Genomic DNA, 25,902 nt, shown 5'->3' on the forward strand with positions numbered 1-25,902 from the left:
GGCGACACCAGCGGAGCGAGCGGTTTTACTGTCCGTCTCCCGGGACGGTCCGCTGGGACGTGGAAACCGGGGTGCTGTGCCAACGCTCAGAGGGAGCGCTGTACCGTCCCCGTGGCGCTCCGGACCACGGTCTCGGCTGGGACGTCTTCGGTGACGGTGGTTCCGGCACCGACGACGGCGTTTTCGCCGACCGTGACGCCCGGAAGGATCACCGCGCCAGCGCCGACGAAAGCCCCGTTCTCGATGACTATCTCGTCGAACGTGTCGTTCTGAAACTCCATGCCTGCGTCGGTGAGGTCGTGGGTTACGCCGACGATGGAGGCGTTGGGCCCGACCTGGACGGACTCGCCAAGCGTCGCGTTCTCGACGTAGGCGTTCGCGTTGATATCGGTCGGTCCATGGATAGTCGCCTTCTTGATCGAGGCCCCTTCGTAAATCTGGACGCCGTCGCCGATGTCGGCGTCGTGGATTGTCACGTATTCGCGAATCTCGACGGTGCCCAGCGTCGCGTTCTCGACCTGGGCGGTCTCGTGGACAGCCATATGCAGACGTCAGCGCCGACCGTAATCATCGTGGCGGCGGCCAGTGTCGGAACTGGATATGGGAGTCGTAGCGCGGCTCAAAAAAAGTCGCCAGTGGTCGGCGCTCTGGAAGGGGTGCCGCCGCTCGACTGTTCGGTTCTCGCGCTTGGCGCGAGAACCTACGTCCCGTGCTGCCAGGAATCCATATACTCGGCCTGGGTGTCAGTCAGCGAGTCGAAGTCGACACCCTCAGCGTCGAGCTTGATCTCCGCGACTTCCTTGTCGAGCCGGTCCGGGACGGCGTGGACACCGGCCTCGTAGTCGTCGCCGTTCTCGACCAGTTCGCGGACACAGACGGCCTGCACGCCGAAGCTCTGGTCCATCACCTCGACGGGATGGCCCAGCGCAATCGGCGTCGCGAGATTGACCAGCCGGCCCTCGGCCAGCACGTTCAGGCGGCGGCCGTCAGCCATCTCGTAGGTCCGGACGCCGTCGCGGGCCTCGTAGGTGTCGGCGGCGAGGTCCGACAGCGCGTCGAGGTCGACCTCTACGTCGAAGTGGCCGGCGTTGGCGAGCAGGACGCCGTCCTGCATCGCCTCGAAGTGCTCCTCAACGATGACATCGCGGTTGCCGGTGGTCGTGATGAACACGTCGCCCTCGGCGGCGGCCTCGGCCATCGGCTTCACGTCGTAGCCCTCCATGTGGGCTTCGAGCGCACGGCGGGGCTCGACCTCGGTCACAATCACGTCGGCGTTCTGACCGCTGGCTTTCTTTGCGACACCTTTGCCGCAGTCACCGTACCCGGAGACGACGACGGTCTTGCCGGCCCACGAGAGATTCGTCGTCATCGCAATCGAGGCCAGCGAGGATTCGCCGGTGCCGTGGACGTTGTCGAACAGGCGCTTCATCGGCGTGTCGTTGACAGCGAACACAGGATAGTCGAGTTCGCCGTCATCGTCCATCGCGCGCAGTCGGTGGACGCCGGTCGTCGTCTCCTCTGCCCCACCGATGATAGTGTCGATGAGTTCCGGATAGTCCTCGTGGATGGCCGCGACGAGGTCCATTCCGTCGTCGACGGTGATGGTCGGCTTGTGGCCGATGACAGCCTCGATAGCCTCGTAGTACTCCTCGTCGTCGACGCCGCGCTCGGCGTAGGAAGTGATGCCGTCGACGGCGTCGAGTGCGGCACTCACGTCGTCGTGCGTCGAGAGCGGGTTACAGCCGGTGATGGCGACTTCCGCGCCACCGATTGCGAGGATTTCCGCGAGGACGGCGGTCTTGGCTTCGACGTGCATCGCCATGCCGATTCGCTCGCCGTCGAAGGGCTGGTCGGCCTCGAACTGCTCGCGAAGCGCGCCGCAGATGGGCATATGCTGGATGGCCCAGTCCATCTTTCGGCGGCCGGAATCGCGAGCCTCGTCGAGGTCGTCAAGTCGCTCGGAGATAGGCGTCGTCATGTCACGACAGACGGAGAGAGTTCCTAAAACGCTACCGAAGCCGCTCAGTTACCGCGCTCGTCCGGCGGGCCGGCGTCGTCCGGTGGGCCACCATTGCCGCCGTTGTTGCCGTTGTTGCCGTTGCCGCCGTCATCGTCGTCCTCGTCAGCGTCGTCTGACTCCTCAGTCTCGTCGTCCGGTGCTTCGGTTTCGTTCTCGTCGTCTTCGGTTTCGTTCTCCGCGTCGTCATCACGATCCTCGGGCGGCCCAGCGTCTTCCGGGGGGCCGCGCCGGTCGTCCTCGGTTTCGTTCTCGTCGTCATCGCTGTCCGGGCCGCGGTCCTCGGGCGGTCCGGCGTCCTCGGGCGGGCCGCGTCGGTCGTCCGTCTCGTTTTCGGTCTCGTTCTCGTCGTCACCGAAGATGTCGGCCGGCGGACCCTGTCGTTCGCTGGGGTGGGTCTCGTTGTCGTCGGACTCGTTTGCACCGGTGACGTGTGCGGGCGGGCCGGCGTGGTCCGGCGCGTTGCCGGGGTTGTTCGCCGTCACGAAGCTGGCGACGGCCGGGCCGATGCCGCCGGTCCGGTTCTCGTCGCTCAACAGGTCGCTCACGTAGGCCGACACTTCGAGTCCGAAGGTGTCGAATTCGGTGACGTTCTCGGGCGCGACGGACAGGTCCGCCGTCGTCGTCGCGGTGTGATTGTCGGCCGTCGCCGTCACGTCGACCGTCACGTTCTGCTCGGGCGCGGGCAGTCCGACCGTCCCGTCGCTGTCGGTCGTGTAGTTGCCGGTCCCAGCGTAGGAGGTGTTGTCAGCCGATTCCACGGCGACAGAGGCGTTCTCGACGCCCGTCTCGTTCTGTGTGACCGATACCGTCGCGCTGCCGTCGTCAGCCTGTGAGACACCGACCGCGAGGGTGTTCCCCGCGCCGGTGTTGCCGGCCGAGTCCGCAGCGGCCGCCAGACCCGGACCGACGGCCAGCAGGGCCAGTCCGACAGCGGCGTACAGTGCGAAGAGTTTGGTGCGCATCGTAGCCAATACGTTCGCCGAGAGAGCGATAAACACCCCCTCCCGTTCAACTCGTTCACGCCGTTCGCAGCATCGACAACACCGCCTGAAATATAGTTATACCGTTTAAAACCCGTTCTCAGCGTTTATTCCGCTCACTCAGTCACCGGCTCGTTCGACCAGCGCGGACGCGTGGTCGCTCGCTCGTTCGCGGACGGCCTGCTCGTCGAACACCTCGACCGTGCGGTCGCGCATGAGCACTTCGCCGTCACAGACCGTGTGGCGAACGTCGCTCCCGTGGACGGCGTAGGCCAGGTGCGAGACGAGGTCGTGGGCCGGCGTCAGGTGGGGAGCGTCGAGGTCGATGACGGCCAGGTCCGCGTTCGCGCCGGCTTCGAGACGGCCGCTGTCGAAGCCGAGCAGGTTTGCGCCGTTTTCCGTCGCCATTTCGACGACAGTGCCAGCGTCGACCGCGCTGGCGTCGTCGGCCGCGAGTTTACCTATCATCGCCGCGTCGCGCATCTCGTCGAACATATCGAGGTCGTTGTTTGAGGCCGCGCCGTCGGTTCCGATGCCGACGGTGACGCCGGCGTCCAGCAGGTCCTGCACGGGGGCCATCCCGCTGGCGAGTTTCATATTCGAGGCTGGACAGTGAGCGACGCCGGTACCAGTTTCGGCCAGCAGGTCGATCTCGCTGTCGTCGACGTGGACGCCGTGGGCCACGTAGGTGTCGCCGTCCAGCAGGCCGATGTCGTCAGCGTAAGAGAGCGGGCGCTGGTCGTGCTCGTCGACGATGGGTGTCACCTCGTCGCGCGTCTCGTTGGCATGCAGGTGAATCGAGCGGTCATCGTCGAGGGCCTTCGGGACGTACTCGCGCAGGTATTCCTCACCGACGGTCGTCAGGGAGTGGGGCTGGAACGTCGTCCGGATACGGCCGTCGGCCGCGCCGTCGAGTTTCCGAGCCACGTCGAGACTCTCCTGCAGATCAGACCGTGCGGCCTCGTCGTCCTTACCGACGGTGACTGCAGTAAAGCCCAGCACTGCTCGTATCCCGGCCTGGTCGACGGCGTCCGCGATTTCCTCGACCTCGAAGTACATGTCCGATAGTGCTGTCGTCCCCGACCGGATCATCTCGACCAGCCCGAGTTCCGCCCCGGCGCGGATGTCCTCGGCGGTCAGTTCCGCCTCGACGGGCCAGACGTCCTCCTGCAGCCAGGCGTCGAGGGGCTTGTCGTCCGCGAGGCCGCGCAGCAGCGTCATGGCGACGTGGGTGTGGGCGTTGACCAGCCCGGGAATGACCAGGCCGTCGCTGGCGTCGAGTTCGTCGTCGCCGTCCAGTGTGCCCGGTTCGTCGACCGCCACGATCTCGCCGCTGTCCTGTGAAACCAGTACGTCCGCACGCTCGACGGTCAGGTCCGGCCGGAGGACCTGCCCGCCGGTAACGAGGAGTTCACTCATGGCGGTGGCTTCGCAACCGCGGGTCTTAGTTCGCAGGGTCCACAGCGCCGCTGTGTGGCGTGTTGCCATATCCCTGGAACAGGCTGACCGCCGAGACGGTGCCTGTTCCGTAGGGGTCTTTCCCCTCCGGCGCGTTCGGAAGGCCAAGAACATGGCGACGGCAGAGCGCATCCGACAGCGGGTCAGCGCGATGCGGCACGGAAGCCCGGCCCGAATGCTGCTTGCCGTCGCTGCCGGCTGGTTCCTCGTCCTCGGGATGCGTTTCGTCGTGCCTGCGGTTCTGCCGACGATACGCGAGGAGTTCGTCATCTCGAACACACAGGCGGGGCTCGCGGTCACGGTGCTCTGGCTCACGTACGCGGCGGTACAGTTTCCGGCCGGAGTTCTGATCGACCGGATCGGGGAGCGGACGCTGTTGGTGGCCGCGGCGTTGCTGTCCGGCGTCGGGCTGCTGGGCTACTTTTTCGCGCCGGTGTTCTCGCTGTTCCTCATCGCGACGGGCGCGTTCGGGCTCGGGACGGGACTGTACGGCCCCACCCGCGGGACCGCCCTCTCGCGGACGTTCGACGCCCGCGAGGGGACCGCCTTCGGTGTCGTGATGGCCGCCGGCTCTCTCGGAGCGGCCGCACTGCCCGCCGTCGCCGCGTTCGTCACGACCCGGTACGGCTGGCGGCTGGCGCTTGCCAGCGCCGCCCCGCTGTTCATGCTTGTCGCCGGCGCGCTCTGGCTCTCGGTGTCGGACCGTCCGACCAGCGAGTCCGAACGGAGCCTCCGTCGGGACCTCCGAACGGTCCTCGTCGGCTTTCGGGACCGCCGGCTCGTGCTGTCGGTTTCGGGCAAGACACTGATGTTGTTCGCCTTTCAGGCCGTGACAGCATTCCTCACCACGTATCTGGTCACGGTCCGGGGCCTCTCACAGGGAACCGCTGGGGCGCTCCTCTCAGTGCTGTTCGTCGGTGGCGCGCTCTCACAGACAATCACCGGCCGGCTCGCCGACCGATACGGAACGCCCAGTGTCCTGACCGCTGTCGCGCTCGTCAGTACCGTTCCGCTCGTACTCATTCCGTCCGTCCGCGGCGTCGTGCCGCTGGCCGTCGTCTCCGGCCTCATCGGGGTTCGGATGAGCGTCGGCCCACTGGCAAACGCCTACATCGTCGATACACTGCCTGACACCGCCGAAGGCACCGGCTGGGGCCTGCTCCGGACCGGCTTTTTCGGGATTAGTTCGCTGGGCTCGACCGCTGTCGGCCTGCTCGCCGACCAGAACCTGTTTGCGGTCGCGTTCTACGGTCTCGCCGGTCTGACGCTCCTGGCCGCGGCTACCTTCGTCGTCCTCCCACGCCGGGACCGCCTGTAACGGCTCCGCCCGCAGCTGGTCAGTCTGAGGGGAAAGACAGTTGCCCCGCGGCCTGCCAGTAGGCGTATGCGAATCGCCGTCCCCAACAAGGGCCGCCTGCACGAACCAAGCGAGGAACTGCTCGAACGGGCCGGCCTCCACCTGGTCGACGGGGCCGACCGCCAACTGCACGCCGACACCGTCGACCCGGACGTGACCGTCCTGTACGCCCGCGCCGCCGACATCCCCGAGTACGTCGCGGACGGCGCTGCCGACGTGGGTATCACCGGCCTCGACCAGGTCCGGGAGTCCGACACCGACGACCTCGTCGAACTCCGCGACCTCGATTTCGGCCGCTGTCGCCTCGTTCTGGCCGCGCCGGAGGACAGCGACATCGAGACCGTGTACGACTTCGAAGGGGGGCGCATCGCCACGGAGTTCCCCAAAATCACCCGGCGGTACTTCGACCGGGTCGATGTGGACGTGGACGTGACCGAGGTGTCCGGCGCGACGGAACTGACACCCCACGTCGACATCGCCGACGGCATCGTCGACATCACCTCGACCGGGACCACGCTCCGGATGAACCGGCTGGCCGTCGTCGACGAAGTCCTCGAAAGCTCTGTCCGCCTGTTCGCCCGCGAAGACACCGCTGACGACGAGAAGGTCCAGCAGGTCGACACCGCGCTCGGCTCCGTCCTCGCCGCCGAAGACAAACGCTATCTGATGATGAACGCCCCCGAGGACGCCCTCGACGACGTGGAAGACGTGCTTCCGGGCATGGGCGGCCCCACGGTGATGGACATCGCCGGCTCCGACCAGCTCGCCGTTCACGCCGTCGTCGAGGAGCGCGCCGTCTTCGAGACGATTAGCTCGCTCAAAGACGTGGGCGCAAGTGACATACTGGTGACAGAGATAGAGCGGCTGGTCGAATAGCCGTTTTGCTCGTGCTGTTTCTCACGCGCTCACGGAGCGTACTCGACTTTGATACACTCATCGGCGTCGACCGTGACGAGAGACTCGCTGAACCGAAACGAGATAGAATCGGTTTCGGGCGTCTCACGTTTGCTGTCCTGTCTGAACAAGTCATTCAGTGATTCGGGATTGACAACGCCGTACAGTGAGGGGAGCGCTCGTGGATGGCAATCCTCAGCGATACTCACAGCCAGGACGACCGCTTCGCTTACCGATTCAGCGGAACGAACCTCGCGTTTAATCATACTAATCCTATAATTCAAAATGTCTAATTAGTTCTGATTTTCACGTTCTGCATGTTGTTTATTATCCGGGTGAAACATCGGACAGCCCGCCAACAAGGACTCAACGGGGGTTACACGAAGCTGAAGATGTTGTTCAGCGCGAACCCGAGGACGGCTGCGAAGGCCAGGTGCAGCGCCACGAGCGGGGCTGTCGAGCGGGTCGAGAGCCGGTACGTGGTACTAATCGCGATACCGTCGGCCAGCATTGTGAGCACGAGGACGACCAGCACGCCCAGATCCGCCGAGACGACGCCGGACTCGACCCCCCAGCGCTGGAGGATCAGCGAGACGACCGCCGGTGCGGTGGCGGCTTTGGCCGCGAGCTGGCTGGGCACGTCGCCAATGAAAAACGTCGCGGCCAGGTGGAGCGTGACGGCGTAGAAGAGCCAGGTGACGAGAACGGTAACGAGGACGGCGAGGATACCGCCACCGGTCAGGCTAGAGAACCCGGACTGGAGCATACTCGAGGTTCGGCGGCCGCTCGCTTGTGCGTTTTGTTCCCGGGCGCGACCGGCACGCTCATAGCCGCTCGGCCACACCGCTCGGGCGTGTACGTCCTCGAACTCGGCGGGCAGGACGACGCGTTCGCGCGGCGGGAGGCAGCAAGCGCCGCGAGCGCCGTCGACACCCTCGCGCCCGGACTAGCGACGGCACGGGGCATCAGCGACCGTGTTCGCCACCTCGCGTTCACCCACCGGGCCTGTGACCTGATCGGAACCGCGGACCCCGACATCGAAAGCGCCGCCGCGCTGCTGTCGGCCGCGACCATCGACCGCGAGGGGAGCGTCGCCGTGCGAGCGGTCGACGTGCGAGCGAGCACTGGCATCGACACACAACAGGCTGAGCGGACGCTGGGCGGGGTGCTGACCGACCGCGGCTTTCCCGTCGACCTCGACGACCCCGACCACGTCCTCTATGCCTATCTCTCAGACCCCGACGGCGACGAGGAGGGCGGGACCGGCGAGGCCTGCTGTGCGCTGGGCTGGCTTACCGCCGAGAGCGTGCGGGACTTCGGCGGCCGACAGCCGACAGACCGCCCGTTCTTCCAGCCCGGCAGCATGGACCCGCTCGAAGCCCGCGCGCTGGTCAATATCGCCGGAGCCGGCCCGGACGCAACGATACTGGACCCGATGTGTGGCACCGGCGGCCTCCTGCTAGAGGCGGGGCTGGTCGGGGCCGACGTGGTCGGCGGCGACGCACAGGAAAAGATGGTCTCGGGGACGCGCGAGAACCTGAGCTACGCGCTCGACGGCAACGGCCATCCCAACAGGGACGCCTATCCCGACCCGGGCGACTGGGGGGTGTTCCGCTCCGATGCGTCCAAACTACCGGTTGCCGACGACGCCGTCGACGCCGTCGTCTTCGACGCCCCCTACGGCCGCCAGTCCCGTATCGAGGGCGAACTCGCCCCCCTCGTTTCCGGTGCACTCGGCGAAGCCGACCGCGTCACAGGACGGTGCGTGCTGGTCGCCGACCGCGACTGGCGCGAGGCAGGGACCGGCGCAGGCTGGACTGTCACCGACTACTTCCAGCGGCGAGTCCACCGTTCACTTGTCAGACACGTCCACGTTCTTGAGTGAACATACGTCCACCTTCTCTGGACATGCGTTGTTATTTATTGCGGTATGAGCAAGGTTTATGCCATGACAAATGCTAATTAGTACCAAGTATGCCGACGTGGTCAGACCCCGCCCCGTGCGACGACGACGAACAGTTATTCGAATGCCCGGACTGCGGAAAGCGCCTCTGTAGCGAGCGCTCGACAGTCACCTGCGACCGCTGTGAAACAGATATGCAGAACCTCAGCGTTCCACGGCCGGAATAAAACCAGTCGCGTCCCGTTTTCTCGCCGGTTACTCCGACACGAGCGCAATCGCCCGCTCGGCGTCACCGTCCATCCGCTCCAGCAGCGACCGGACCCGGTCCCGGGCTTCGGCGTCACAGTCTGCCAGCACCATCCCTTCGTCCGGCTGGCCGTACACGACGCTGGCACCGGCAGGTGCGGCGAGCACTGCGGGGAGCGTGGCGAGGTCCTCCTCGCCGTCGACATCGAGAAGCGTCGTTTCGCCGCTGTCGATACCGTCCCTGAGCGCTGCAAGCAGTTCGGCGGTGAGTGTCGCGGCCGGGTTGTCGACCGGGATGGTTCGGTCAAACCCGTCGATAGCCGCCGACACGTCCGCGTCGACGGCCGAGCGCTTGGTCCGTTCGTCGACCAGCGCGAGGTCGGGCACCCGTCCGGCCTCGATGAGGTGGTACGTGACCATATCGCCAACGGCGATGATGGGGTCACCGGCGTCGGCCAGCAGCGCCGCTGTATCGGTATAAATCCGTCCGAGCGGCTCTTTCAGCTCGTGCCGCAAGTCACTCGGGAGTTCGAGAACGACGTCGGACACGTTAGCGGACTTTCAGCGCGTACTTGCCCGGCTCGGTCACTTCCATCTCCTCAGCGATGTCGGAGCGCTCCGGGTGGGCGATGACGACGTAGCCGGCCCAGTCCTCGGTCAGTGCGGTGCCGCCGCAGGCCTCACACTGGCTTTCGATCTCCGCGCTCTGGACGCGGTGACAGTCGCGACAGACGAGTCGGTCCGCCATCAGCTATCACCGGCTTCCGCCGTGCCTTCGCGGCGCTCGCGCTCCTCCTGAAGCCAGCCGTGCTTGCCCAGGCCGACCTGTTTCGCCGTCAGACCGATTTTGGAGTCGCGGGGGTTGCGCTCGTCGATGCTCTTGGTGACGATACGCGCCCGGACGGCGTCGCCGACGGTGAGCGTCCGGTTGGACTCCCGTGAGGCGAGTTGCTGGTTCTCCTCGTCGTAGGCCAGATACTCGTCGGATATCTGGGAGACGTGGAGCAAGCCATCGACCGGCCCGATGCCGATGAAGGCCCCGAAGTTGACGACCTCGACGACCTCGCCGTCGACCACTTCCTGCATCTGTGGGTCGAACGTGAGGGCGTCGAACTCGGCCTCGTAGTAGACGCCGGGCTTGTTCGGCAGCACGGCACCGGTGCCGATGTCGTGGACCTCGATGACGGAGACGACGCTGCCGACGTCTTCGTCCATTCGTCCTTCGAGCTTCTCTTGCAGGAGCCGTTTGACCAGCCCCGGACTGACCTCCGCCAGAAAGCGTGGCGGGACTTCGACCGTATCGCGTAGGCGTACCCGTTTATACATGTGTTATGGTTGAGTGATACCCAGTTTGTTCCGGCCCCTTAAACTAATTACTGGAACGCCCGCGTCCAGCAGGCGTCGTTTGAGGGGGGTGTCGTTCGTGACCGCGTGTGTCGCATCGTCTGCCTGTGCCAGTTCGAGGACGGCGTCGTCCGCGTAGTCCGCCGTCGTCTCCCGAACCGTACACCGGTCGAGCAGGTCCTGCCCGACCGAGGCGGCCGTCGCTTCCGCACCGGCCCCGTTGGCCAGTTTCGCCAGTTCGTCGCGGACGGCAGCGGGCGCGACGTAGTCCGTCGCGTCCGGCAGCACCCTATCGAGTTCCTCGAACAGCCGTACGTTGCATTCGACCGGCATCATCAGTGCGTTCGTGTCCAGCACAATCATCACCGCAGCGTGCCGACACCGATGAGCCGCCACCGAGCGCCGACACGGCGGTTGATGGCGATCTTCGAGCCCGAGGCCGCACAGACCGGGCGCTTGAGCGCGACTTCACATTCCTCGTCGCGCGCGCTTGTGACCGAACCGACTGTGGTGGCGGTACCGATAGTCAGCATCAGCGGTTCGCCGGTCGAAATCTCGTCGACTTCGCCGCCGTCGTCGCCGACGATGCGTTCCAGCAGGTCCACGTCCATCGTGAACGTCTCGTGGACCGGCGGGAGGCTGCCGGGCGGGCCGGCGACCTGGCCGGCGAGGGCGTCGCCCTTCGTGATGGCGGGATCGAGACCGGTCCCGACGCCGAGCAGGCCGCCCGGCGTGACCGTGTCCACGAAGTCGCCGCCGGACTGGAGCGAGCGGACCGTCGTCGTCACGGGCTGCCACTCCGTCTGGCCGCCTTCCTCGACCTCGCGGCCGGGACGGAGTTCGATCTCGTCGTCGGCGTCCAGTTGGCCGCCAACGAGCGACCCGCCAAGCACGCCGCCCATCAGGTCGTCCCAGGTTGTACCGGGACGGTTGATGTCGAACGAGCGTGCGACCATCATGCGGGCGTCCTCGTCCGGGTCCCGTTCCGGCGTCGGAATCTCAGACTGGACAGCCTCGATAAGCAGGTCGATGTTGGCCTCCTGGCCCGCGCTGATGGGGACAACCGGTGCGCCTTCGGCGACGGTGCCCTCGACGAACTCCTGAATCTGCTCGTAGTTCTGCATCGCCCGCTCCTCGTCGACAAGGTCAACCTTGTTCTGGGCGATGACGATATTGTCGATACCGATGATATCGAGCGCGCTCAGGTGCTCCTCGGTCTGGGCCTGCGGGACGGGCTCGGTCGCCGAGATGACGAGAACGGCCCCGTCCATGATGGCCGCGCCGGACAGCATGGTGGCCATCAGCGTCTCGTGCCCGGGCGCGTCCACGAACGACACCGTCCGGAGGTGGTCGGTGTCGACGTCGTGGTCGTCGCAGTGCTCGTCGACGGTAAAGGCCTCCGGCTCCTCGGCCTCCGGGCAGCGACGGAACGTCGCGTCGGCGTAGCCGAGTCGGATAGAGATACCGCGCTTCATCTCCTCGGAGTGCTGGTCGGTCCATTCGCCGGACAGTGCCTGTACGAGCGTCGTCTTTCCGTGGTCGACGTGCCCGACGAGTCCGATGTTCACCTCCGGTTGTTTGTTCGATGTCATTTCGAGAGTAATCTTGGTGGAGTTTCGCCGCGTGCAACTGATAAACCTACTGTTTGCGCCCGGAGCACCCCCGCCGAACCCGGTTCAATCGCCGGTCTGGTCTCTGCTGACGGCGGCAACGTCACCATATTGCTCGGTATCGCCCTCGATATAGCGACGCGACCCCTGTCGGTTGGTGCGAGCGACAAGCTGTACGAGTCGGATGTCACGCCGGCAATCGCCGTTGCGATAGCTCCGGTTTGGTGAGTGAGAGTCCGCCGCTGAGGTGAGTGCGGCTACAGCCCGCTCTCGTCAGCAGTGTTACGTAACTGTGTTTCTGTGAACGCTTTTGTTCCCACGGGGACAAGTTCACGCACGATGCGAGTCGATGAGTCCCCCGAAACTGATGCCGACATCGACCCGGCGACGGCGTTCTCGGTCATCGCGAGCGAGACGCGTCTGGACATCCTAGAGGCGCTGTGGCGCGCTGAGGACCGGCCGGTTCGCTTCTCGGAACTGTTCGATGCCGTAGAACTGGCCGACAGCGGGCAGTTCAACTATCACCTGCAGGAGCTCACCGGCCAGTTCGTCAGCCAGGGAGCGGACGGATACGACCTCCGGCACGCCGGGGCGCAGGTCATCCGCGCGGTGCGGGCAGGAACGTTCACGCGGACACCCGACATCGACCCGTTCCCGGTGACCGGGGCCTGTACGCGGTGTGGCGGCGGTCTGCTGGCCGAGTACGCCGACGAGCAGTTCGCCATCGACTGCGAGGACTGCGGGAAGGCCCACGGCGAGTACCCGTTCCCGCCGGGCGGTCTGGTCGACCGGACGCCGGCGGAAGTCGCGACGGCCTTCGCCGAGCGGGTGCGCCACCTCCACTGTCTGGCCGCTGACGGCGTCTGCCCCGACTGCGCCGGGCGGATGGAGACGGAGATATCTCGCGATGGCGACTGCTGTCTCGACGTGTCGGTCCGCGCCGAGTTCGTCTGTGAACAGTGTCGACACGAACTCTGTTCGCCCGTCGGGCTGACACTACTGGACGACTCCCGCGTCGCGGCGTTCTACGACGACCACGGCGTCGACCTGTCGAGTCGCCCCTACTGGACGCTCCCCTGGTGTGTCGACGACCAGTACACGACCGTCGAAGGCACCGACCCGTGGCGGCTCGCGGTCCGGATTCCGCTGGCCGAGGCGGAACTGACCGCCTATCTGGACAGGGACCTCCAGCCAGTCGAGTTCGAGCGGCAGGCCTGCGGGCACTGAGCCGATTCGCCGGATATACGGTCGGGGCTGTGCCCAGCGAGCTATTTTCCCGCTGACTGAAATCGTCTGCAGGAGAGCGCCGGTACGCGCCTCCTGCAGAAATATCATTCAGATTATGCTTATCGCGTTTCTGGACCATCGTTTCACTGTAATGTACCAGCCTGCACCGTACACCGACCCCGAACTGTATAGACCGACGTATCCGCCGCTGACCGTTCGTTCCCTCCTCGGAGTGCTGACTGTGTATCTCGGCCTTCTGGCGATACTCTCACTGAGTCCACTTCTCGGACTGGCGGCGCTGGCCTGTCTCTTCGTCGCTAGGCGGTAACCGGGCGCGGGGCTTTTGCCCGTCCCAGCCCTCCGTCCGGTCGTGCGGGAGTTCGACTTCGAACTGGCGCTGTGTGCCCACCTCGAACGCGAGGGCCGTCTAGTGAGCCGCCAACTCGGTGGCGCGGTCCACGGCCGGCGCGTCCTCGACACTGTCGTCGTCAAGCCGGGGCCCGAGTTCGATGAGCGGGCGGCCATCACTCCCGAACGGTTGCCGACAGCGGCCATCGAAAGCAACGTCGGGCCGGGCCGGGCGCGGTACTGGAAAGACGCCTTCGACTGCCACCCCGACCGCGCCGAACGGGCCGTCGAACTGGCGGCCGAGCGTGGATTCTTCGAGCGCGAGCGCCGCGGCGGCCGGACGTACGTCCGACAAACGACGCGGTACCCCGGCTGGTTCGACGGAATCGTCGCCATCGAAAACAAGCCGGACCTCGGGCGGCCCGGCGACCTGGAATCCCAGTTGCGGACCGACGTGTCGCTCGCGCTCGCCGACCGCGTCGTACTGGCGACGGCCTCTTACGTCACCGGCGCGCACCTCAACCGGATTCCCGAGGAAGTCGGCGTCTGGCGGTTCGACCCCGACAGCGGAACCATAGACGTCCGTCGGGAGGCGACACCACTGCCGACCGACGATGCCGGCGTCGAACTGCTGGAGGAGGGGCCGGTCCGGACGGACGTGCGGATCGTCGATTCCGCTGAAAAGGCCCGTGCCCGTCGAAAACTGGCCGAGCGAGCCTACGGAAAGGGGTGGCGGAGTTTCGACTACCCGACGTGTGAGCGCTGTTCGCCCGACAGCGACGGGATTCCGTACTGTCAGTGGAAAGGGCGCGCTGTCCGCGAAAGCGACGACTGCGGCCCGGACTGTGGTGGGTACGAGGCAGCCGACCCGCCGGCCGTCGACGGCGACTCACTCCGGGCCGAGCGGACGCCGTGGCGGGCAGACCCCGACGGGCGCAGGCGTCGCCAGTCGGGACTGGATCGGTTCGGATAGCCACGAGAAGTTGTCACCGCTACCGGGTGTCGTCGCTTGACGGCGCGTTATCGGGCGGGACGCCGCCGTCGCCGGCTGTCGGACGGCCGTGCTGTTCGTAGTTGTCTTCTGTCACTTCGGGGGCCTCAGTTGCGACCTGCGCCGCGTGTTTCGTTCTGGCCTGATAGTTTGCCGCGGCCGCGATACCAATACAGGCCACCAGTCCCACCACCAGCACCCAGTCGATACCACCCACGAGGCCCTGCTGGGCGGCGGTTGCGAGGACACCGCCGGCCAGCGACAGCCCACCGACCTCCGCGATGCCGCGCCTGTCCATATAGCGGCATTATCCGCCAGTACCTATAAGCTACGCCCTGTTTCACGGAGCCGAACGGCCATTAGAGCGTGAACCGCTCGCCGTCGAGACCGATGTCATCGGCGAAGGCCCTGTCCGCGGGGACGTAATGTGCGGTGTGGACGATGCGGTAGTCGTCGGCCTCGATGTCGGTGGCGAAGTCCCGCGCGCCGGGCAAGGTCATGTGTTTCGTGCCGAACGTCCGCGGGACGCCATCCTCGTCGTGGTGCGTCCCGCCTTTCGGGTGGTACTCGCAGGCTTCCGGATGGACGATACCCTCGACGAGCGCGAGGTCGGCCCCGGTCAGCACTGATTTCGAGCGGTCGGGCACGTCGTAGCAGGTGTCGCCGGAAATCGACAGCACCGCGCCGGTCTGTGGTTCCTCGATTCGCAGGCCGTAGCACAGCAGTGGCGGGTGCGTGACCGGGACGAGCGTCACCTCGAAGCCGGCGACGATGAACGGCTCGAACGGCGTCTGTGCGTGGACAGACACCGTATCGAGGTAGTCATAGCGGCTCCGGACGCCCTCTGCGACACTCTCACCCGTGACCGGGTCTGTCTCGTCGGCGGCGTGGACCGGCAGCTCGTCGAACAGGCGATAGGCGTTCCCGAGACCGTCGAGATGGTCGAAGTGGACGTGCGTGACGATAGCCGCGTCCGGCAGCGGGACCCCTTCGCGGAGGAACTGGTGGCGGAAATCGGGGCTCAGATCGATGAGTAGCGACTCCCCGGTTTCGTCGTTCGCCACGGCGACGGAGAAGCGCGACCGCTCGACGCCGCCCGTTGGGTCGATGCCGCGCTCGCGGACGCGAGCCCGGAGTTCCTCGTCGGGGTCGCGCGCCCGTTCACAGGTGTCACAGTCGCACTGGACAGTCGGCGTCCCCGTCGTGTCGCCGGTCCCAAGCAGCGTGACCTCCATTACTGTCCCTTCAGGGAGCGACTCGCCTAAGCCCCTCGCTTTCGTTACTCGCCAGCGAGGTCCGACGGGTCGACGTCCTGTCGCTCCAGCGTCGCCGCCAGCAGGGACTGGGCGCGCTCGTCGGAAAGGTCGTCGAACAGGCAGTCGAGGAACCCTTCGAGCAGTGCCGGTCGGATACGTAGGTCGACGTACTCGACTTGCTTTTCAGCGATAACTACGTCTACATCCCACTCGCCTTCATCGGGGTCAGTCATGCGAACGTCGACCCACGATTCCGCGGGGTCGTCTGTCTCGGTGAACACGTCATCGTCAGCCATGGCTACAGGGAATGGTTCCTGTACTGATAAGTAGATCGCTCATAACGACGGCCAGAGCCGGCGCTCGAACGGGTGATCCGCCGCTCAGTGGTCGTGATCGTGGTCGTGGTCGCTGCCACCGTCGCCGGAGAAGCCGCCGCTCCCGGCGACCAGCGCGTCGGCGTCGCCGTCCATCATGTCCATGTTCTTGAGGTTGTCCCGCTCCTCGAAGTCGATGATGGCGTCTTCAAGGTCCTGCTGGGTCAGCGTGGTCCGCTCCTCGGTCAGGGCGTTGAGGACGGCCTCACGGAGCACGAGCCGGAGGTCGCTGCCGGTCAGTCCCTCGGTTAGCTCCGCCAGCGTCTCGGGGTCGAAGTCGTCGATCTCCATCTGCTGGGTGACGATACGGAGGATATCCGCGCGCATCCCGTGGTCCGGCTTGGGGAAGTTCACGATCTCGTCGAAGCGCCGCCAGGCGGCGGCGTCGAGCTGGTCCGGGTGGTTCGTCGCGCCGATGAGCAGCACCTCGTCCTGAATCAAGGATATCTCGTCGATGCTCTTGAGCAGGGTGTTGACGGCGCGCTTGATGGCGGCGTGTTCGTCGGAGGACCGGGTCTTGGCGACGAAGTCGAACTCGTCCATGAAGAGGATACACGGCGAGAGCCGCTTGGCGACCTCGAACACCTTCTCGACGTTCTTGGCCGTCTCGCCGAGGTACTGGCTGGTAATCATCGACAGCTTCACTTCGACGAACGGGAGGTCGAGGTCGTGGGCCAGCGCCCGGGCGACGCTGGTCTTGCCGGTCCCCGGCGGGCCGACGAAGAGCAGTTTCCCGATTTCTCGCAGGCCGATGCGGGCGAGGTAGTCGCGGTGCTCGATAGCCTTGACGATTTTCTGGATCTCGTCTTCCTGGTCGGTGGTCAACACCAGGTCGGCCAGGGTCATCTCCACCTCTTCGGGGGCGCGAACGTCCACGAGGTCCAGCATCTCCTCGTCGTCCTCGTCGTCGGTGTCGAACGCCTCCTCCAGTTTGGCGTCGATGAACGCGCGGTCGGCGCGCGACGGTCGGTTCTGCTCGCGGGCCCGCTCGTAGTCAGCGCCTTCGACCTGGTCCTCGAAGGCTTTCGCCAGGACCGGATTGTCTTCGAGGTCCGCGGCATCGACCCGTTCGAGGAACCACTCCTCGGCGAGGTCGCGGTCCGTCATGGAGATGCTCCCCGAGAAGTCGTCGCGGTCGGTGAACATCAGGCCGGAGATGGCCGCCCAGGGCCGCTCGACGCCGGTGGCCTCGCTCGCGGTCGTGTTGGTGACCGACAGCGGCCGTTCGATCTCGCCGTCGCTCCAGAAGACGGACCGGTACGAGGCCGGCAGGTCGTCCGGTTCGAGGTCCCGCCGCTCGCTGTAGATAGTGGCCGTCAGCAGAAACTCAACGACATCCAGTTCCGGATTGCTCATTCCCACTGATGTTACCACGCAACCGGTATAAGTCACTCGAAGCCCCGGTGACCGACACCAGGGTAATATACCCCCTCTGTGTACTCCCAACGTGGCAACTGATAATACATTAATCAGCGTGTATCGGAACCGCATCGGCGAGCCGACGACCGACGACGAGGCCTACGGCTACTGGCTGTTCGTCATCGGCATCGTGCTCGGTATCGTCGGCCTCCTTCTGTTTTACCTGACAGCATCGCGGAGTACGCCCCGGCAGTTCGGCTATCTGCTGGGAGCTATCGGGCTCATACTGCTGTTTGCGGGACCGACAATCAGACTGCCGCTGACACGGCGTGGGCTGATACTCACCTATCTCGGTGCCGTAATCGGACTGGTCGCGATGGTGTGGTTCACCACGTTCTATCCATCGAACTGGACCGGCCCCGAGGGGAACCCGGCGGTGACGCTGTACATCGTCGGCCTCGGACTGATGGCGGTCGGCGCGGTTGTCTCCCCGCTGCTGACCGGGCGGAAGGAAGCATACGACGAGGCCGTGCGGACGGCACAGGAAGCGACGGAGTCCGCCAAACGGTCCTCAGATGAAGCAGAGCGAGCGTCCAAGGAGACCGAGCAGGCCTCTCAGACGGCCAGCGAGCAGTCTCAAATCGCTGAGCAGGCGGCCCGCGAGCGCGACACGCTGGCCGAGAAGTTGGCGACCAGCGAGGCCGCCCGCGAGGAGATGGTGACGGTCACAGAAGCTACCGAGGCGGAACTCGCCGCGGCCCACGGCACCATCGCGGCTGCGATGGACAGCAAGGCGACGTTCGAACTGTTCGAGGACTCGGCGGGCAAGTACCGCTGGCGGCTCCGCCACCGGAACTCCAATATCATCGCCGACAGCGCACAGGGCTATTCGTCGCGCCAGAAGGCGATGCAGGGGCTCCGCAGCGTCCAGTCCAACGCCGCCGGCGGAGCCGTCGTCTTCTTCGAGGACGCGACCGAGGACGACACCGCCGAGGACGTGCCGGTCGTGCCGGCTCCCGAAAGCGACGCGACGTTCGAATCGTTCGAGGATTCGGCCGGGGAGTTCCGCTGGCGCTTGCGCCACGACAACGGCAACATCCTTGCCGACAGCGGCGAGGGGTACGCCTCGAAGTCGAACGTTCGACGGGCGCTGGAGAGCATCCGCGCGTACGTCCCCGGTGCGGCCTATCTCAAGATCGACCCCGTGGCGTACGAGGTGTACGCCGACGCCGCCGGGGAGTTCCGCTGGCGCTTGCTCCACCGCAACGGCAACATTCTCGCCGACAGCGGCGAGGGGTACAGTTCCCGGTCGAACGCCCGGCGGGCGGCCCGCCGCGTCGGCGAACTCGCGCCCGACTCCGAGGTCGACGACGGCTTCGAGGTGTATCAGGACAACGCCGAGGAGTGGCGCTGGCGGTTGCGTGCGGCCAACGGCGAACTCGTCGCCGACTCCGGCGAGGGGTACGCAAATCGGTCGAAAGCCATGGATGCCGTCGAGCGGGTCCAGTCCTACGCCGCCGACGCCGACCTGCTGGAGATCGGGAGCGCGGCCTTCGAGGTGTACGAGGACAGAGGCGAGGAGTGGCGCTGGCGACTCCGCCACCGCAACGGCGAAATCATCGCTGACTCCGGCGAGGGGTACGCCGAGCGCAACAAAGCCGTCGCCGCCATCGAGCGAATCAAGCGCCACGCCCCCGGTGCAACACAGGAAGGGTAGCGGCGACCGAGACGCCCGGGCGGGCAATTCTCCGTAGCGAAGAATAGCCGAATTAATTAAACAGGTTTCAGTTGAAGTTACACCTATATGACAATAGATACCCTCGAAGCGGCCGGACTCACGCGCATGGACGACAGCAACATCGCGGCGTTTCTGTCGAACCAGCGGGTCGGCGTGCTGGGCCTGCCGACCGGGAACGGACCGTACATGATTCCCCTGTCGTTCGGGTACGACGGTGACCGGTCGCTGTATTTCACCTTCATCGGTGGGTCGGCAAGTCGTAAACAACAGTTGACCGAGGCGGCAGCGGACGCGGCCGTGCTCGTGTACAAGGTCGAATCGATGTTCCACTGGGAGAGCGTCCTGCTGCAGGGCGGCATCGAGGCCGTCCCCGAGTCCGAGTGGGACGAACTCGCAGACGTGCTCGATACGGCGTGGCGGCCGGAACTGCTCGAGGACGCTATCGAGGACGGCGACATCGCAGTCTATCGGTTCCACATCGACGAGAAGGAGGGGCTCAGACACGCCGGTCTGCCGCCGGCGTTCGAACAGGAGTGAGCCCACTGTCCGACTGTTTCGGGGAGCGGTTGGCCCGGTCGGAGACAACGGTTCCCCCACTGTGTAGAGTTTGTCAGGTTTTAACACAGGCCGAGACGTTCCGTTGTCCATGCCCACACCTGTCATCGTGGATGCAGTCAGAACGCCACAGGGAAAGGAGGACGGCGCACTCGCCGGCGTCCGGAGCGAAGACCTCTCTGTGCCGCTTATCAACCAGTTGCTCGCGTCGACCGGCGTCGAGGCCGAGGACGTCGACGACCTGCTGTGGGGGTGTGCCCAGCAGCGCGGCGAACAGGGCAACAACATGGCCCGGGTCATCGCGTTGTTGTCGGACCTCGGCGAGAGCGTCCCCGCGTCGACGATCAACCGCTGGTGTGCGTCCTCCGCCGAAGCGCTGATGCGGGCCGCCGACGCCGTCGCGGCCGGCCAGCGCGACGTGCTCATCGCCGGCGGCGTCGAGTCGATGTCCCGCGTGCAGATGGACGAGAACACCCACAACGTCCACCCGCGGCTGGCCGAGCACTACAATATCGGCGAGCTTCAGATGGGAATGACCGCCGAGAAGGTCGCCAGCGAGATGGAGGTCGCCCGGCAGGAACAGGACGAGTACGCGCTCCGGAGCCACCAGCGCGCCGCCGACGCGACGGAGTCCGGTCGCTTCGACGACGAAATCGTCCCAATCGATACCGAGGACGGCCAGCTCGAAGCAGACGAGGGTATCCGCCCGGACACCACGCTCGAAAAGCTGTCCCAGCTACCGACAGTGTTCAAGTCGGACGGGTCAGTCACACCCGGCAACGCCTCGCAGGTTTCCGACGGCGCGGCGGGGCTGATGGTCACGTCGCGCGAGTTCGCAGAAGACCGCGGGCTCGACATCCTGGCGGAGATCGGTTCCCACGAAGTCGCCGGCGTCGACCCGACCGTGATGGGTATCGGCCCGGTCCCCGCTGTCCGGAAACTCACCGAGCGCACCGACCGTGAGACGGACGACTACGACCTGGTGGAACTCAACGAGGCCTTCGCCTCCCAGTGCCTGTACTGCCAGCGCGAACTCGGCTTCGACGACGACATCTACAACGTCAACGGCGGCGCAATCGCCATCGGCCACCCGCTCGGGGCCTCCGGCGCGCGCCTTCCGGTGACGCTCGTCCACGAGATGAACCGCCGCGACGCGGAGCTCGGCCTGGCGACGGAGTGTGTCGGCTTCGGCCAGGGTGCGGCAATCGAGTTCCGACTGCCCTGACTGGGTGCTATCGGCGCAGTTTCGGGATTTTACCGCAGTACGTCGTTTTCGAGTGCGTTATTTGCGAACGTCGAGGCGCTCGCGCGAGCGAGAGTCGAGAGAAGACAGTCGCTAATCGGCAGCCACGTCGCCGGCTGTCGCCGCCTCGGCGGGACTCGTCAGTGAGTGGATGTAGTCGTCGAGGTCGAGCGCGAAGGTGGCGTCGGTCGGGAGATCGACCCACGAGAATTCGAACTCCGCGCCGCGCTCCTCGCCCGTGCCGGTGACAGTGTGCACCCAGTGATCACGGGACTCGTGGACGGGAAGGTGGTAGAACGACCGCACGTACCGCTTCGGGGGTGATTCACGACGCGTCCAGACGTCGGTGGCGATGTGTTGCAGGCGCTCGAAGGAGGCGAGACCGCTCTCCTCGACGGCTTCCCGTTGTACGGCGACCCGCGGTTTTTCGCCCGGTTCGACGGTTCCCTTCGGTATCTGTAGCCCGTCGTGGCCCGGTCCGTCGAACACCAGGAGTTCCGATCCGTTTCTGGTGATGTAGGCGCAGGCCTTCTTCACGTACGTCGCCCGCTGTGGTTGCATACTATCCGGTAGCGACAGCAGACATATAGTACTACCCACATATCTGCCTAAAATCATATTAGGACACCGGATGGCTGAGAAGAGGAGTGAGCGGGCGCAGTACGCCGGTAGCGGCGCACCACAGTACACTGACGCCGTCATTCTCGGTAGCGGATACGCACTGTGATGGTGGCAGTTCCGGGTAGTGAGTGTTAATTTTAATCTAGATTGCGAGGATTAAAGTTGTGTCAACCATGAGGACTGTGTATGGACGGTCACATCACACCTGAGGAGTGGGAGCGAATCGAAGCGTTCGCACAGAAACCGAGCTACCTGCGTCGCCCGGAGCATCTACTCCCCGAAGAAGCCACGGAGGACGAAGAGAGCGTGGACGGAGCGGTCGCGGGCGACTGACAGGAAGCCGTGTTCTGTAGAACCGACCACACCTGACCCGTTGTTGTTCGTTCTCGGAGACTTATCAGACTCGGTTCCCTGGAGGTAGCCATGAGTCTCCAATCGATGTTCAACGACATCCCGTTTGTCAAGCAGTTAGGGATGGAAATAACTGCCGTCGAGGACGGCTATGCGGCAGGCGAACTCCCGTTGGAGGACGGTCACTCCTCGAACCCCGAATCGATAATCGCACACGGCGGCGTCACGTACTCGCTCGTCGATACCGTCGGCGGGGCGGCCGTCGTCTCGCAATCCGGCACCGTCTCGCCGACGGTCGACATGCGGATCGATTACCTCGCGCCCGCAACCGCCGATTTGCGGACTGAGGCGGAGGTGATCCGGAGCGGCGGGAGCGTCTCCGTCGTCGACGCAGAAGTGTACGACACTGATGGCCATCACATCGCGAGCGCTCGCGGCACGTACAAGACGGACGGCGACCGCGGCGAGTCGCCGTGGACAGAAGGCGTCGACGAGTCAGACGTTACACGGCTTACCGACGACTAGTCGCCACTGACCATTTTCATCCCGTCGCGGACGGACTCCCGACGGCCCAGCAGCGTCACCATGTCGCCCTCTTCGAGGACGTAGTCGGCCGTGGGTACTTCGGCATTCTCGTGGAGCTCGCCGCTGACGAGCGCGACCAGACAGGCGTCGGGCAGCATCGGCCCGACCTCACTGATCGGCTTGCCGATGAGGTCCGGGTTCTTGACTTCGACTTCCTGGACATCCCCGCTGCGACCGATGTCGGTCATCCAGTGGGCGATGGCCGGGCGCTCGATCTGGTTGTCGATGGCCCAGGCCGTCGCCATCGCCGAGGAGATGGTCCGAACGCCGAGGTCCTCGAAGGCCTCGACGTTGTCCGGGTTGTTCGCGCGGGCGATGACCCGGTCGACGCCGAACTTCGAACTCGCAAGCTGTGACACCAGCAGGTTCGCGTCGTCGTCGCCGGTCGCCGCGACGACGGTCTTGGCGTTGTCCGCACCGGCCGACCGCAACATATCGGTGTCGGTTCCATCGCCGATCTCGACGGCGTACCCCTCGTTGCGGGCTCGTTCGACGCTCTCTTCTTCCTGCTCGATGATGACGACGTTCTCGCCCCGGTCTTCGAGGCGTGCGGCGAGCGCTCGGCCCACCTGTCCGCCGCCGACGATGATGACTCGCATTGGTATCACATCCAGTTTTTCCGCGATGAATCGCGCCAGTCCGCCCTCAAACAGGGCGGTCGCAAAGATGACAAGGAAGACGGTGCCCAGCAAGATATCCGCCTGCGTCCCCAGTAGTTCGGCCTGTGCCCCGGTGACCTCCTCGGCCGCGGCGTTCAGTTCAACGGCAAACAGCGTGGCGACAGATGCCGGAATAATACCGCGCGGGCCGACGAAGCTGACGAACAGTTTCTCGTTGGTCGTAAACCGGTCACCGACGGCCGAGACGAACACCAGCAACGGCCGGATGACCAGCGCGACGGCGAGAACGACGATAATGCCAGACAGTCCGACGTCGATGAGTGACGCGAGCTCCAACTGGGCCGCCAGCGCGATGAACACGAACGACAGCACCAGCAGCGTGATGTCGCCTTTGAACTCCTCGATGTCTTCCTCGTAGGGGTGGTCGACGTTCCCGAGCGCCATCCCTGCCGTCGCGGCGGCGGCGACGCCGGCCTCGGTCGCTATCGTGTTCGCACCCGCGTAGGCGATGAGCGCCCCGGCGAGCACGAGCAGTCGGGAGTTCCGCGGCGCGTCACCGGGCGAGAGGTCGACGTACTGGAGGAGGTAGTACACTACGCCAGCGACGAGGAGACCAACGAGTAGCCCCGTCCCCAATCGAAGCGCGAACGCCCGCAACAGCCCCTCGCTCGACGCCGCCGGATTGACCGTCTCGAAGATGACGACGGCGATGATCGCCGCGGTCACGTCGTTGACGATCCCCTCCGTCTCCAGCGCGGCCGCGACGCGGTCCCGAACCGGAACGACGTTGAGGATCGGCGTGATGACCGTCGGCCCGGTTGCGACCAGCAGCGCACCGATCAGGAACGCGAGGTTCCAGGAGACGGCCGCGGAGTTGAACGCGAACTTGACGGCGATAGCGGTACCCACCAGTGCGATAGCCGCACCGACGGTAACGAGTCTGAACGTCGCAGCCGGGGCTTCACGCAGACGGTCGAACCGGAGGTGGTAGGCCCCCTCGAAGACGATGATTGCGACCGCTAAGCCGACGATGGCGGACAGCGCCCCGCCGAAGGTGCCGTCACCGATGATGCCCAGTCCGGGCTGGCCGATGATGACACCGACCAGTAAATAGAAGATGATACTGGGCACCCGCAGGCGCGCGGCGAGGACCTGTGCAAGGACGCCAAGTCCGATGATGCCGGCGACAAGCGGAATCAGTAGCCCCGAACTACCAGCCACAGTTGGCCTCCATCTGTCCAGCCTAACGCATCGCCCTCGTATAAACGCATTCACTCACCGGCACACGGGGGCTCCATTGGGACCGCAGTGTCAGGCCTCTGTGACGCTGGCTATTCTTCGCGGTTGTCGAGGGCCACGAGCACGCCCCGGACGTTCAAGCGCATCTCGGCGCGACCCTTCCGCTCGCCCCAGAGGTCGGTGTCGGCCCGCTTGAGGAAGTAATCGATGACAGCCTCGTCGTCGCCGAGTTCCTCGCGCTTGCGCTCGACTTCGGCAACCCACTCGGGCAGGATCTCGGCGTAGGTCTCCAGTTTGTCGCCGGTTTCGGCCGGGCCGTAGTGGCCGAACATGAGGATGTCCGGGTCGAGGTCCTGTAGCATCGTCACGTCGTCGAGGGCCCCCTCCAGCGTGAAGTTGACCGGCGGCGTCGTGACGTGCATCTCGTCGGTCGCCGGCGTGTAGATACCGGCGGCGTCGGCGGTGAACACACCGTCGACGACGGGGTCGTAGAAGACGACCTGGTGTGGGGCATGGCCCGGCGCGTGCATGACGTCCAGCGAGTGATCGCCCAGGTCGATCACGTCGCCGTCGGTTAGCGTCTCGATTCGGTCCTCGGCGACTGGGATCGGCTTGCCGTAGAACTCGATCTGGTCGCCGACGGCATGTTTGGTCCCCTCCCAGAGCCGCTGGGGGTCGACGAGGTGTCGCTTCCCGGACTCGTGGACGTACACCGTCGCGTTCGGACAGTCCTCGACGAGGTAGCCGGCCCCGCCGGCGTGGTCCAGATGGACGTGGGTCGTCGCGATGACTTCGAGGTCCTCGGGCGCGATACCGACTGACTCCATCGCTGAAAGGATGTTCTCGTGGCGCGCGCCGATGCCGGTGTCGACCAGCGCCGGCCGCTCGGCGTCGATGATGTAAACGGAGCCGTACTCGGCTACGTCGTACATCCCGGTGTCGACGTAGTGGACGTCTGTGCAGTCCCCGACCGTCACCTCGTAAACGTCACCGATTCCCATACACTTCCTCGTGACCGGCGGGGGCAAAACCGTTGTGCTGTGGCCGTCCTGACAACCGATGGTCAAGAAGGGCAAAGCCATTTACCCGGAATCAGAAACACCACTGTATGTACGACGCCGTACTCGTTCCGACCGACGGCTCCGAGGGGTCCGTAACTGCGGCCGAACACGCTATCGACCTCGCACAGCGCCACGATGCGAGTCTGCACGCGCTGCACGTCCTCGAAACCGAACAGGTAGTCGAACAGATTCCCGATTTCGAGGACAGCAGCATCTTCGACCGCCTCGCTGACGCCGGCCAGCAGGCCGTCGACGACCTGCGCGCGCAGGCCGAAGACGCCGGCATCGACACCGTGACCACAGCGGTCGAACAGGGCGTCCCCCACGAGGAAGTCGTAGACTACGTCGAGCGCAACGACATCGACGTCGTCGTGATGGCGACGGAGGGGCGGACCGGGCCGTCCAAGGAACTCATCGGCAGCGTCACCGAGTCGGTCGTTCGGGCCTCGCCGGTGCCGGTACTGGCGGTCAAGGTCGGCGGCGAAACGTAACGGAGGAGACGCACAAGTCGACAGTCGGGGG

Annotated in this window: 31 protein-coding genes; 13 read left to right on the forward strand and 18 right to left on the reverse strand. The window is 65.4% G+C overall.

All coding sequences use genetic code 11. The features are described 5' to 3' along the window. Window positions 1–86 precede the first annotated feature (86 nt). From AV929_RS00545 to AV929_RS00560, 4 genes are all read right to left on the reverse strand, one after another. Window positions 87–542 (reverse strand): DapH/DapD/GlmU-related protein, encoded by a 456-nt coding sequence (locus AV929_RS00545; RefSeq protein ID WP_064287087.1) that lies wholly within the window; start codon window positions 540–542, stop codon window positions 87–89. Window positions 543–700: 158 nt separating this feature from the next. Continuing rightward, entirely contained in the window at window positions 701–1,978 is a 1,278-nt protein-coding gene (locus tag AV929_RS00550; protein ID WP_050037348.1) for an adenosylhomocysteinase, read from the reverse strand. A 44-nt stretch (window positions 1,979–2,022) separates the two neighbouring features. Further along, window positions 2,023–2,982, reverse strand: coding sequence for a hypothetical protein (locus AV929_RS00555; RefSeq protein ID WP_064287088.1), 960 nt, complete (start codon window positions 2,980–2,982; stop codon window positions 2,023–2,025). Window positions 2,983–3,120: 138 nt separating this feature from the next. Continuing rightward, on the reverse strand, window positions 3,121–4,419 hold the full coding sequence (locus AV929_RS00560; protein ID WP_050037346.1) for an amidohydrolase: 1,299 nt from the start codon (window positions 4,417–4,419) through the stop codon (window positions 3,121–3,123). Window positions 4,420–4,633: 214 nt separating this feature from the next. On the opposite strand from AV929_RS00560, the gene AV929_RS00565 reads away from it, so the two are divergent. Continuing rightward, complete coding sequence (locus AV929_RS00565; RefSeq protein WP_064287111.1) at window positions 4,634–5,776, forward strand: MFS transporter; 1,143 nt, start codon at window positions 4,634–4,636, stop codon at window positions 5,774–5,776. A 66-nt stretch (window positions 5,777–5,842) separates the two neighbouring features. Continuing rightward, window positions 5,843–6,691 carry an ATP phosphoribosyltransferase gene (gene hisG / locus AV929_RS00570; protein ID WP_014039135.1) on the forward strand — a complete coding sequence of 283 codons (849 nt, stop codon included), beginning with the start codon at window positions 5,843–5,845 and terminating at the stop codon, window positions 6,689–6,691. A 29-nt stretch (window positions 6,692–6,720) separates the two neighbouring features. Here the strand turns inward: hisG and AV929_RS00575 are convergent, their stop codons facing one another. Together AV929_RS00575 and AV929_RS00580 are read right to left on the reverse strand one after the other, a co-directional pair. Continuing rightward, window positions 6,721–6,975 carry a HalOD1 output domain-containing protein gene (locus AV929_RS00575; protein ID WP_014039134.1) on the reverse strand — a complete coding sequence of 85 codons (255 nt, stop codon included), beginning with the start codon at window positions 6,973–6,975 and terminating at the stop codon, window positions 6,721–6,723. A gap of 110 nt (window positions 6,976–7,085) precedes the next feature. Continuing rightward, a complete protein-coding gene (locus AV929_RS00580) occupies window positions 7,086–7,475 on the reverse strand; it encodes a hypothetical protein (RefSeq protein ID WP_014039133.1) in 390 nt (129 codons plus the stop codon). Between the two features lie 87 nt (window positions 7,476–7,562). Between AV929_RS00580 and AV929_RS00585 the strand changes: the two genes are divergently transcribed. Beyond that, window positions 7,563–8,594: an RNA methyltransferase gene (locus AV929_RS00585; RefSeq protein ID WP_064287089.1), complete on the forward strand. Its 1,032-nt coding sequence runs from the start codon at window positions 7,563–7,565 to the stop codon at window positions 8,592–8,594. Between the two features lie 89 nt (window positions 8,595–8,683). Continuing rightward, window positions 8,684–8,839, forward strand: a complete 156-nt coding sequence (locus tag AV929_RS21600) for a rubrerythrin-like domain-containing protein (RefSeq protein WP_151102751.1) — start codon at window positions 8,684–8,686, stop codon at window positions 8,837–8,839. Between the two features lie 28 nt (window positions 8,840–8,867). Here AV929_RS21600 and AV929_RS00590 read toward each other — a convergent pair whose 3' ends face one another. From AV929_RS00590 to AV929_RS00610, 5 genes are read right to left on the reverse strand one after another with little or no spacing between them, the layout of a single operon-like run. Then, entirely contained in the window at window positions 8,868–9,407 is a 540-nt protein-coding gene (locus AV929_RS00590; protein ID WP_064287090.1) for a GTP-dependent dephospho-CoA kinase family protein, read from the reverse strand. Between the two features lies 1 nt (window position 9,408). Further along, window positions 9,409–9,606 carry a transcription elongation factor subunit Spt4 gene (gene spt4, locus AV929_RS00595; protein WP_004960449.1) on the reverse strand — a complete coding sequence of 66 codons (198 nt, stop codon included), beginning with the start codon at window positions 9,604–9,606 and terminating at the stop codon, window positions 9,409–9,411. Beyond that, on the reverse strand, window positions 9,606–10,184 hold the full coding sequence (locus AV929_RS00600) for a DNA-directed RNA polymerase (RefSeq protein WP_004516007.1): 579 nt from the start codon (window positions 10,182–10,184) through the stop codon (window positions 9,606–9,608). Before AV929_RS00600 ends, spt4 begins: the two co-directional genes overlap by 1 nt. A gap of 3 nt (window positions 10,185–10,187) precedes the next feature. Continuing rightward, window positions 10,188–10,565: a DUF188 domain-containing protein gene (locus AV929_RS00605; protein WP_064287091.1), complete on the reverse strand. Its 378-nt coding sequence runs from the start codon at window positions 10,563–10,565 to the stop codon at window positions 10,188–10,190. Further along, window positions 10,565–11,794 (reverse strand): translation initiation factor IF-2 subunit gamma, encoded by a 1,230-nt coding sequence (locus AV929_RS00610; protein ID WP_023843057.1) that lies wholly within the window; start codon window positions 11,792–11,794, stop codon window positions 10,565–10,567. The genes AV929_RS00605 and AV929_RS00610 overlap by 1 nt, the downstream gene beginning before the upstream one ends. 357 nt (window positions 11,795–12,151) lie before the next feature. Here AV929_RS00610 and AV929_RS00615 point away from each other — a divergent pair, with 357 nt between their 5' ends. The 3 genes from AV929_RS00615 to AV929_RS00620 all read left to right on the forward strand — a co-directional run bounded on the left by AV929_RS00615 (window position 12,152) and on the right by AV929_RS00620 (window position 14,360). Continuing rightward, window positions 12,152–13,039 carry a helix-turn-helix domain-containing protein gene (locus AV929_RS00615; RefSeq protein WP_050037343.1) on the forward strand — a complete coding sequence of 296 codons (888 nt, stop codon included), beginning with the start codon at window positions 12,152–12,154 and terminating at the stop codon, window positions 13,037–13,039. Between the two features lie 151 nt (window positions 13,040–13,190). After that, window positions 13,191–13,367, forward strand: coding sequence for a hypothetical protein (locus tag AV929_RS22150; RefSeq protein WP_175055148.1), 177 nt, complete (start codon window positions 13,191–13,193; stop codon window positions 13,365–13,367). A 42-nt stretch (window positions 13,368–13,409) separates the two neighbouring features. Further along, window positions 13,410–14,360, forward strand: a complete 951-nt coding sequence (locus AV929_RS00620; RefSeq protein WP_064287092.1) for a DUF5787 family protein — start codon at window positions 13,410–13,412, stop codon at window positions 14,358–14,360. 19 nt (window positions 14,361–14,379) lie between these two features. Here the strand turns inward: AV929_RS00620 and AV929_RS00625 are convergent, their stop codons facing one another. From AV929_RS00625 to AV929_RS00640, 4 genes are all read right to left on the reverse strand, one after another. After that, entirely contained in the window at window positions 14,380–14,676 is a 297-nt protein-coding gene (locus AV929_RS00625; RefSeq protein ID WP_014039125.1) for a hypothetical protein, read from the reverse strand. Between the two features lie 61 nt (window positions 14,677–14,737). Continuing rightward, a complete protein-coding gene (locus AV929_RS00630; protein ID WP_064287093.1) occupies window positions 14,738–15,613 on the reverse strand; it encodes an MBL fold metallo-hydrolase in 876 nt (291 codons plus the stop codon). Window positions 15,614–15,657: 44 nt separating this feature from the next. Continuing rightward, window positions 15,658–15,930: a hypothetical protein gene (locus tag AV929_RS00635; RefSeq protein WP_014039123.1), complete on the reverse strand. Its 273-nt coding sequence runs from the start codon at window positions 15,928–15,930 to the stop codon at window positions 15,658–15,660. 84 nt (window positions 15,931–16,014) lie between these two features. Continuing rightward, the gene (locus tag AV929_RS00640; protein ID WP_064287094.1) at window positions 16,015–17,364 is read right to left on the reverse strand and encodes an ATP-binding protein; all 1,350 of its coding nucleotides are present in this window, start codon (window positions 17,362–17,364) and stop codon (window positions 16,015–16,017) included. Window positions 17,365–17,482: 118 nt separating this feature from the next. On the opposite strand from AV929_RS00640, the gene AV929_RS00645 reads away from it, so the two are divergent. The 3 genes from AV929_RS00645 (at window position 17,483) to AV929_RS00655 (ending at window position 20,885) form a co-directional block, all read left to right on the forward strand. Continuing rightward, the gene (locus AV929_RS00645; RefSeq protein ID WP_064287095.1) at window positions 17,483–19,084 is read left to right on the forward strand and encodes a DUF1508 domain-containing protein; all 1,602 of its coding nucleotides are present in this window, start codon (window positions 17,483–17,485) and stop codon (window positions 19,082–19,084) included. Between the two features lie 87 nt (window positions 19,085–19,171). Further along, a complete protein-coding gene (locus AV929_RS00650; RefSeq protein WP_014039121.1) occupies window positions 19,172–19,642 on the forward strand; it encodes a pyridoxamine 5'-phosphate oxidase family protein in 471 nt (156 codons plus the stop codon). Window positions 19,643–19,751: 109 nt separating this feature from the next. After that, a complete protein-coding gene (locus AV929_RS00655) occupies window positions 19,752–20,885 on the forward strand; it encodes a thiolase family protein (protein ID WP_064287096.1) in 1,134 nt (377 codons plus the stop codon). Window positions 20,886–20,996: 111 nt separating this feature from the next. On the opposite strand, the gene AV929_RS00660 is transcribed toward AV929_RS00655, so the two are convergent. Then, complete coding sequence (locus tag AV929_RS00660) at window positions 20,997–21,464, reverse strand: NUDIX domain-containing protein (protein ID WP_014039119.1); 468 nt, start codon at window positions 21,462–21,464, stop codon at window positions 20,997–20,999. Window positions 21,465–21,710: 246 nt separating this feature from the next. Between AV929_RS00660 and AV929_RS22155 the strand changes: the two genes are divergently transcribed. Both AV929_RS22155 and AV929_RS00665 read left to right on the forward strand, forming a co-directional pair. Next, window positions 21,711–21,857, forward strand: a complete 147-nt coding sequence (locus tag AV929_RS22155; protein ID WP_008307084.1) for a hypothetical protein — start codon at window positions 21,711–21,713, stop codon at window positions 21,855–21,857. Between the two features lie 90 nt (window positions 21,858–21,947). After that, entirely contained in the window at window positions 21,948–22,400 is a 453-nt protein-coding gene (locus AV929_RS00665) for a PaaI family thioesterase (protein ID WP_050037338.1), read from the forward strand. Here the strand turns inward: AV929_RS00665 and AV929_RS00670 are convergent. Then, window positions 22,397–24,301 carry a cation:proton antiporter gene (locus AV929_RS00670; protein ID WP_014039117.1) on the reverse strand — a complete coding sequence of 635 codons (1,905 nt, stop codon included), beginning with the start codon at window positions 24,299–24,301 and terminating at the stop codon, window positions 22,397–22,399. The two genes, AV929_RS00665 and AV929_RS00670, sit on opposite strands and share 4 nt — an antisense overlap. 110 nt (window positions 24,302–24,411) lie before the next feature. Next, complete coding sequence (locus tag AV929_RS00675; RefSeq protein ID WP_064287097.1) at window positions 24,412–25,320, reverse strand: MBL fold metallo-hydrolase; 909 nt, start codon at window positions 25,318–25,320, stop codon at window positions 24,412–24,414. A 107-nt stretch (window positions 25,321–25,427) separates the two neighbouring features. Here AV929_RS00675 and AV929_RS00680 point away from each other — a divergent pair, with 107 nt between their 5' ends. Further along, on the forward strand, window positions 25,428–25,871 hold the full coding sequence (locus tag AV929_RS00680) for a universal stress protein (RefSeq protein ID WP_014039115.1): 444 nt from the start codon (window positions 25,428–25,430) through the stop codon (window positions 25,869–25,871). Window positions 25,872–25,902: the final 31 nt, after the last annotated feature.

This window comes from Haloarcula sp. K1 (assembly GCF_001647155.1).
Taxonomy (GTDB): Archaea; Halobacteriota; Halobacteria; order Halobacteriales; family Haloarculaceae; genus Haloarcula; species Haloarcula hispanica.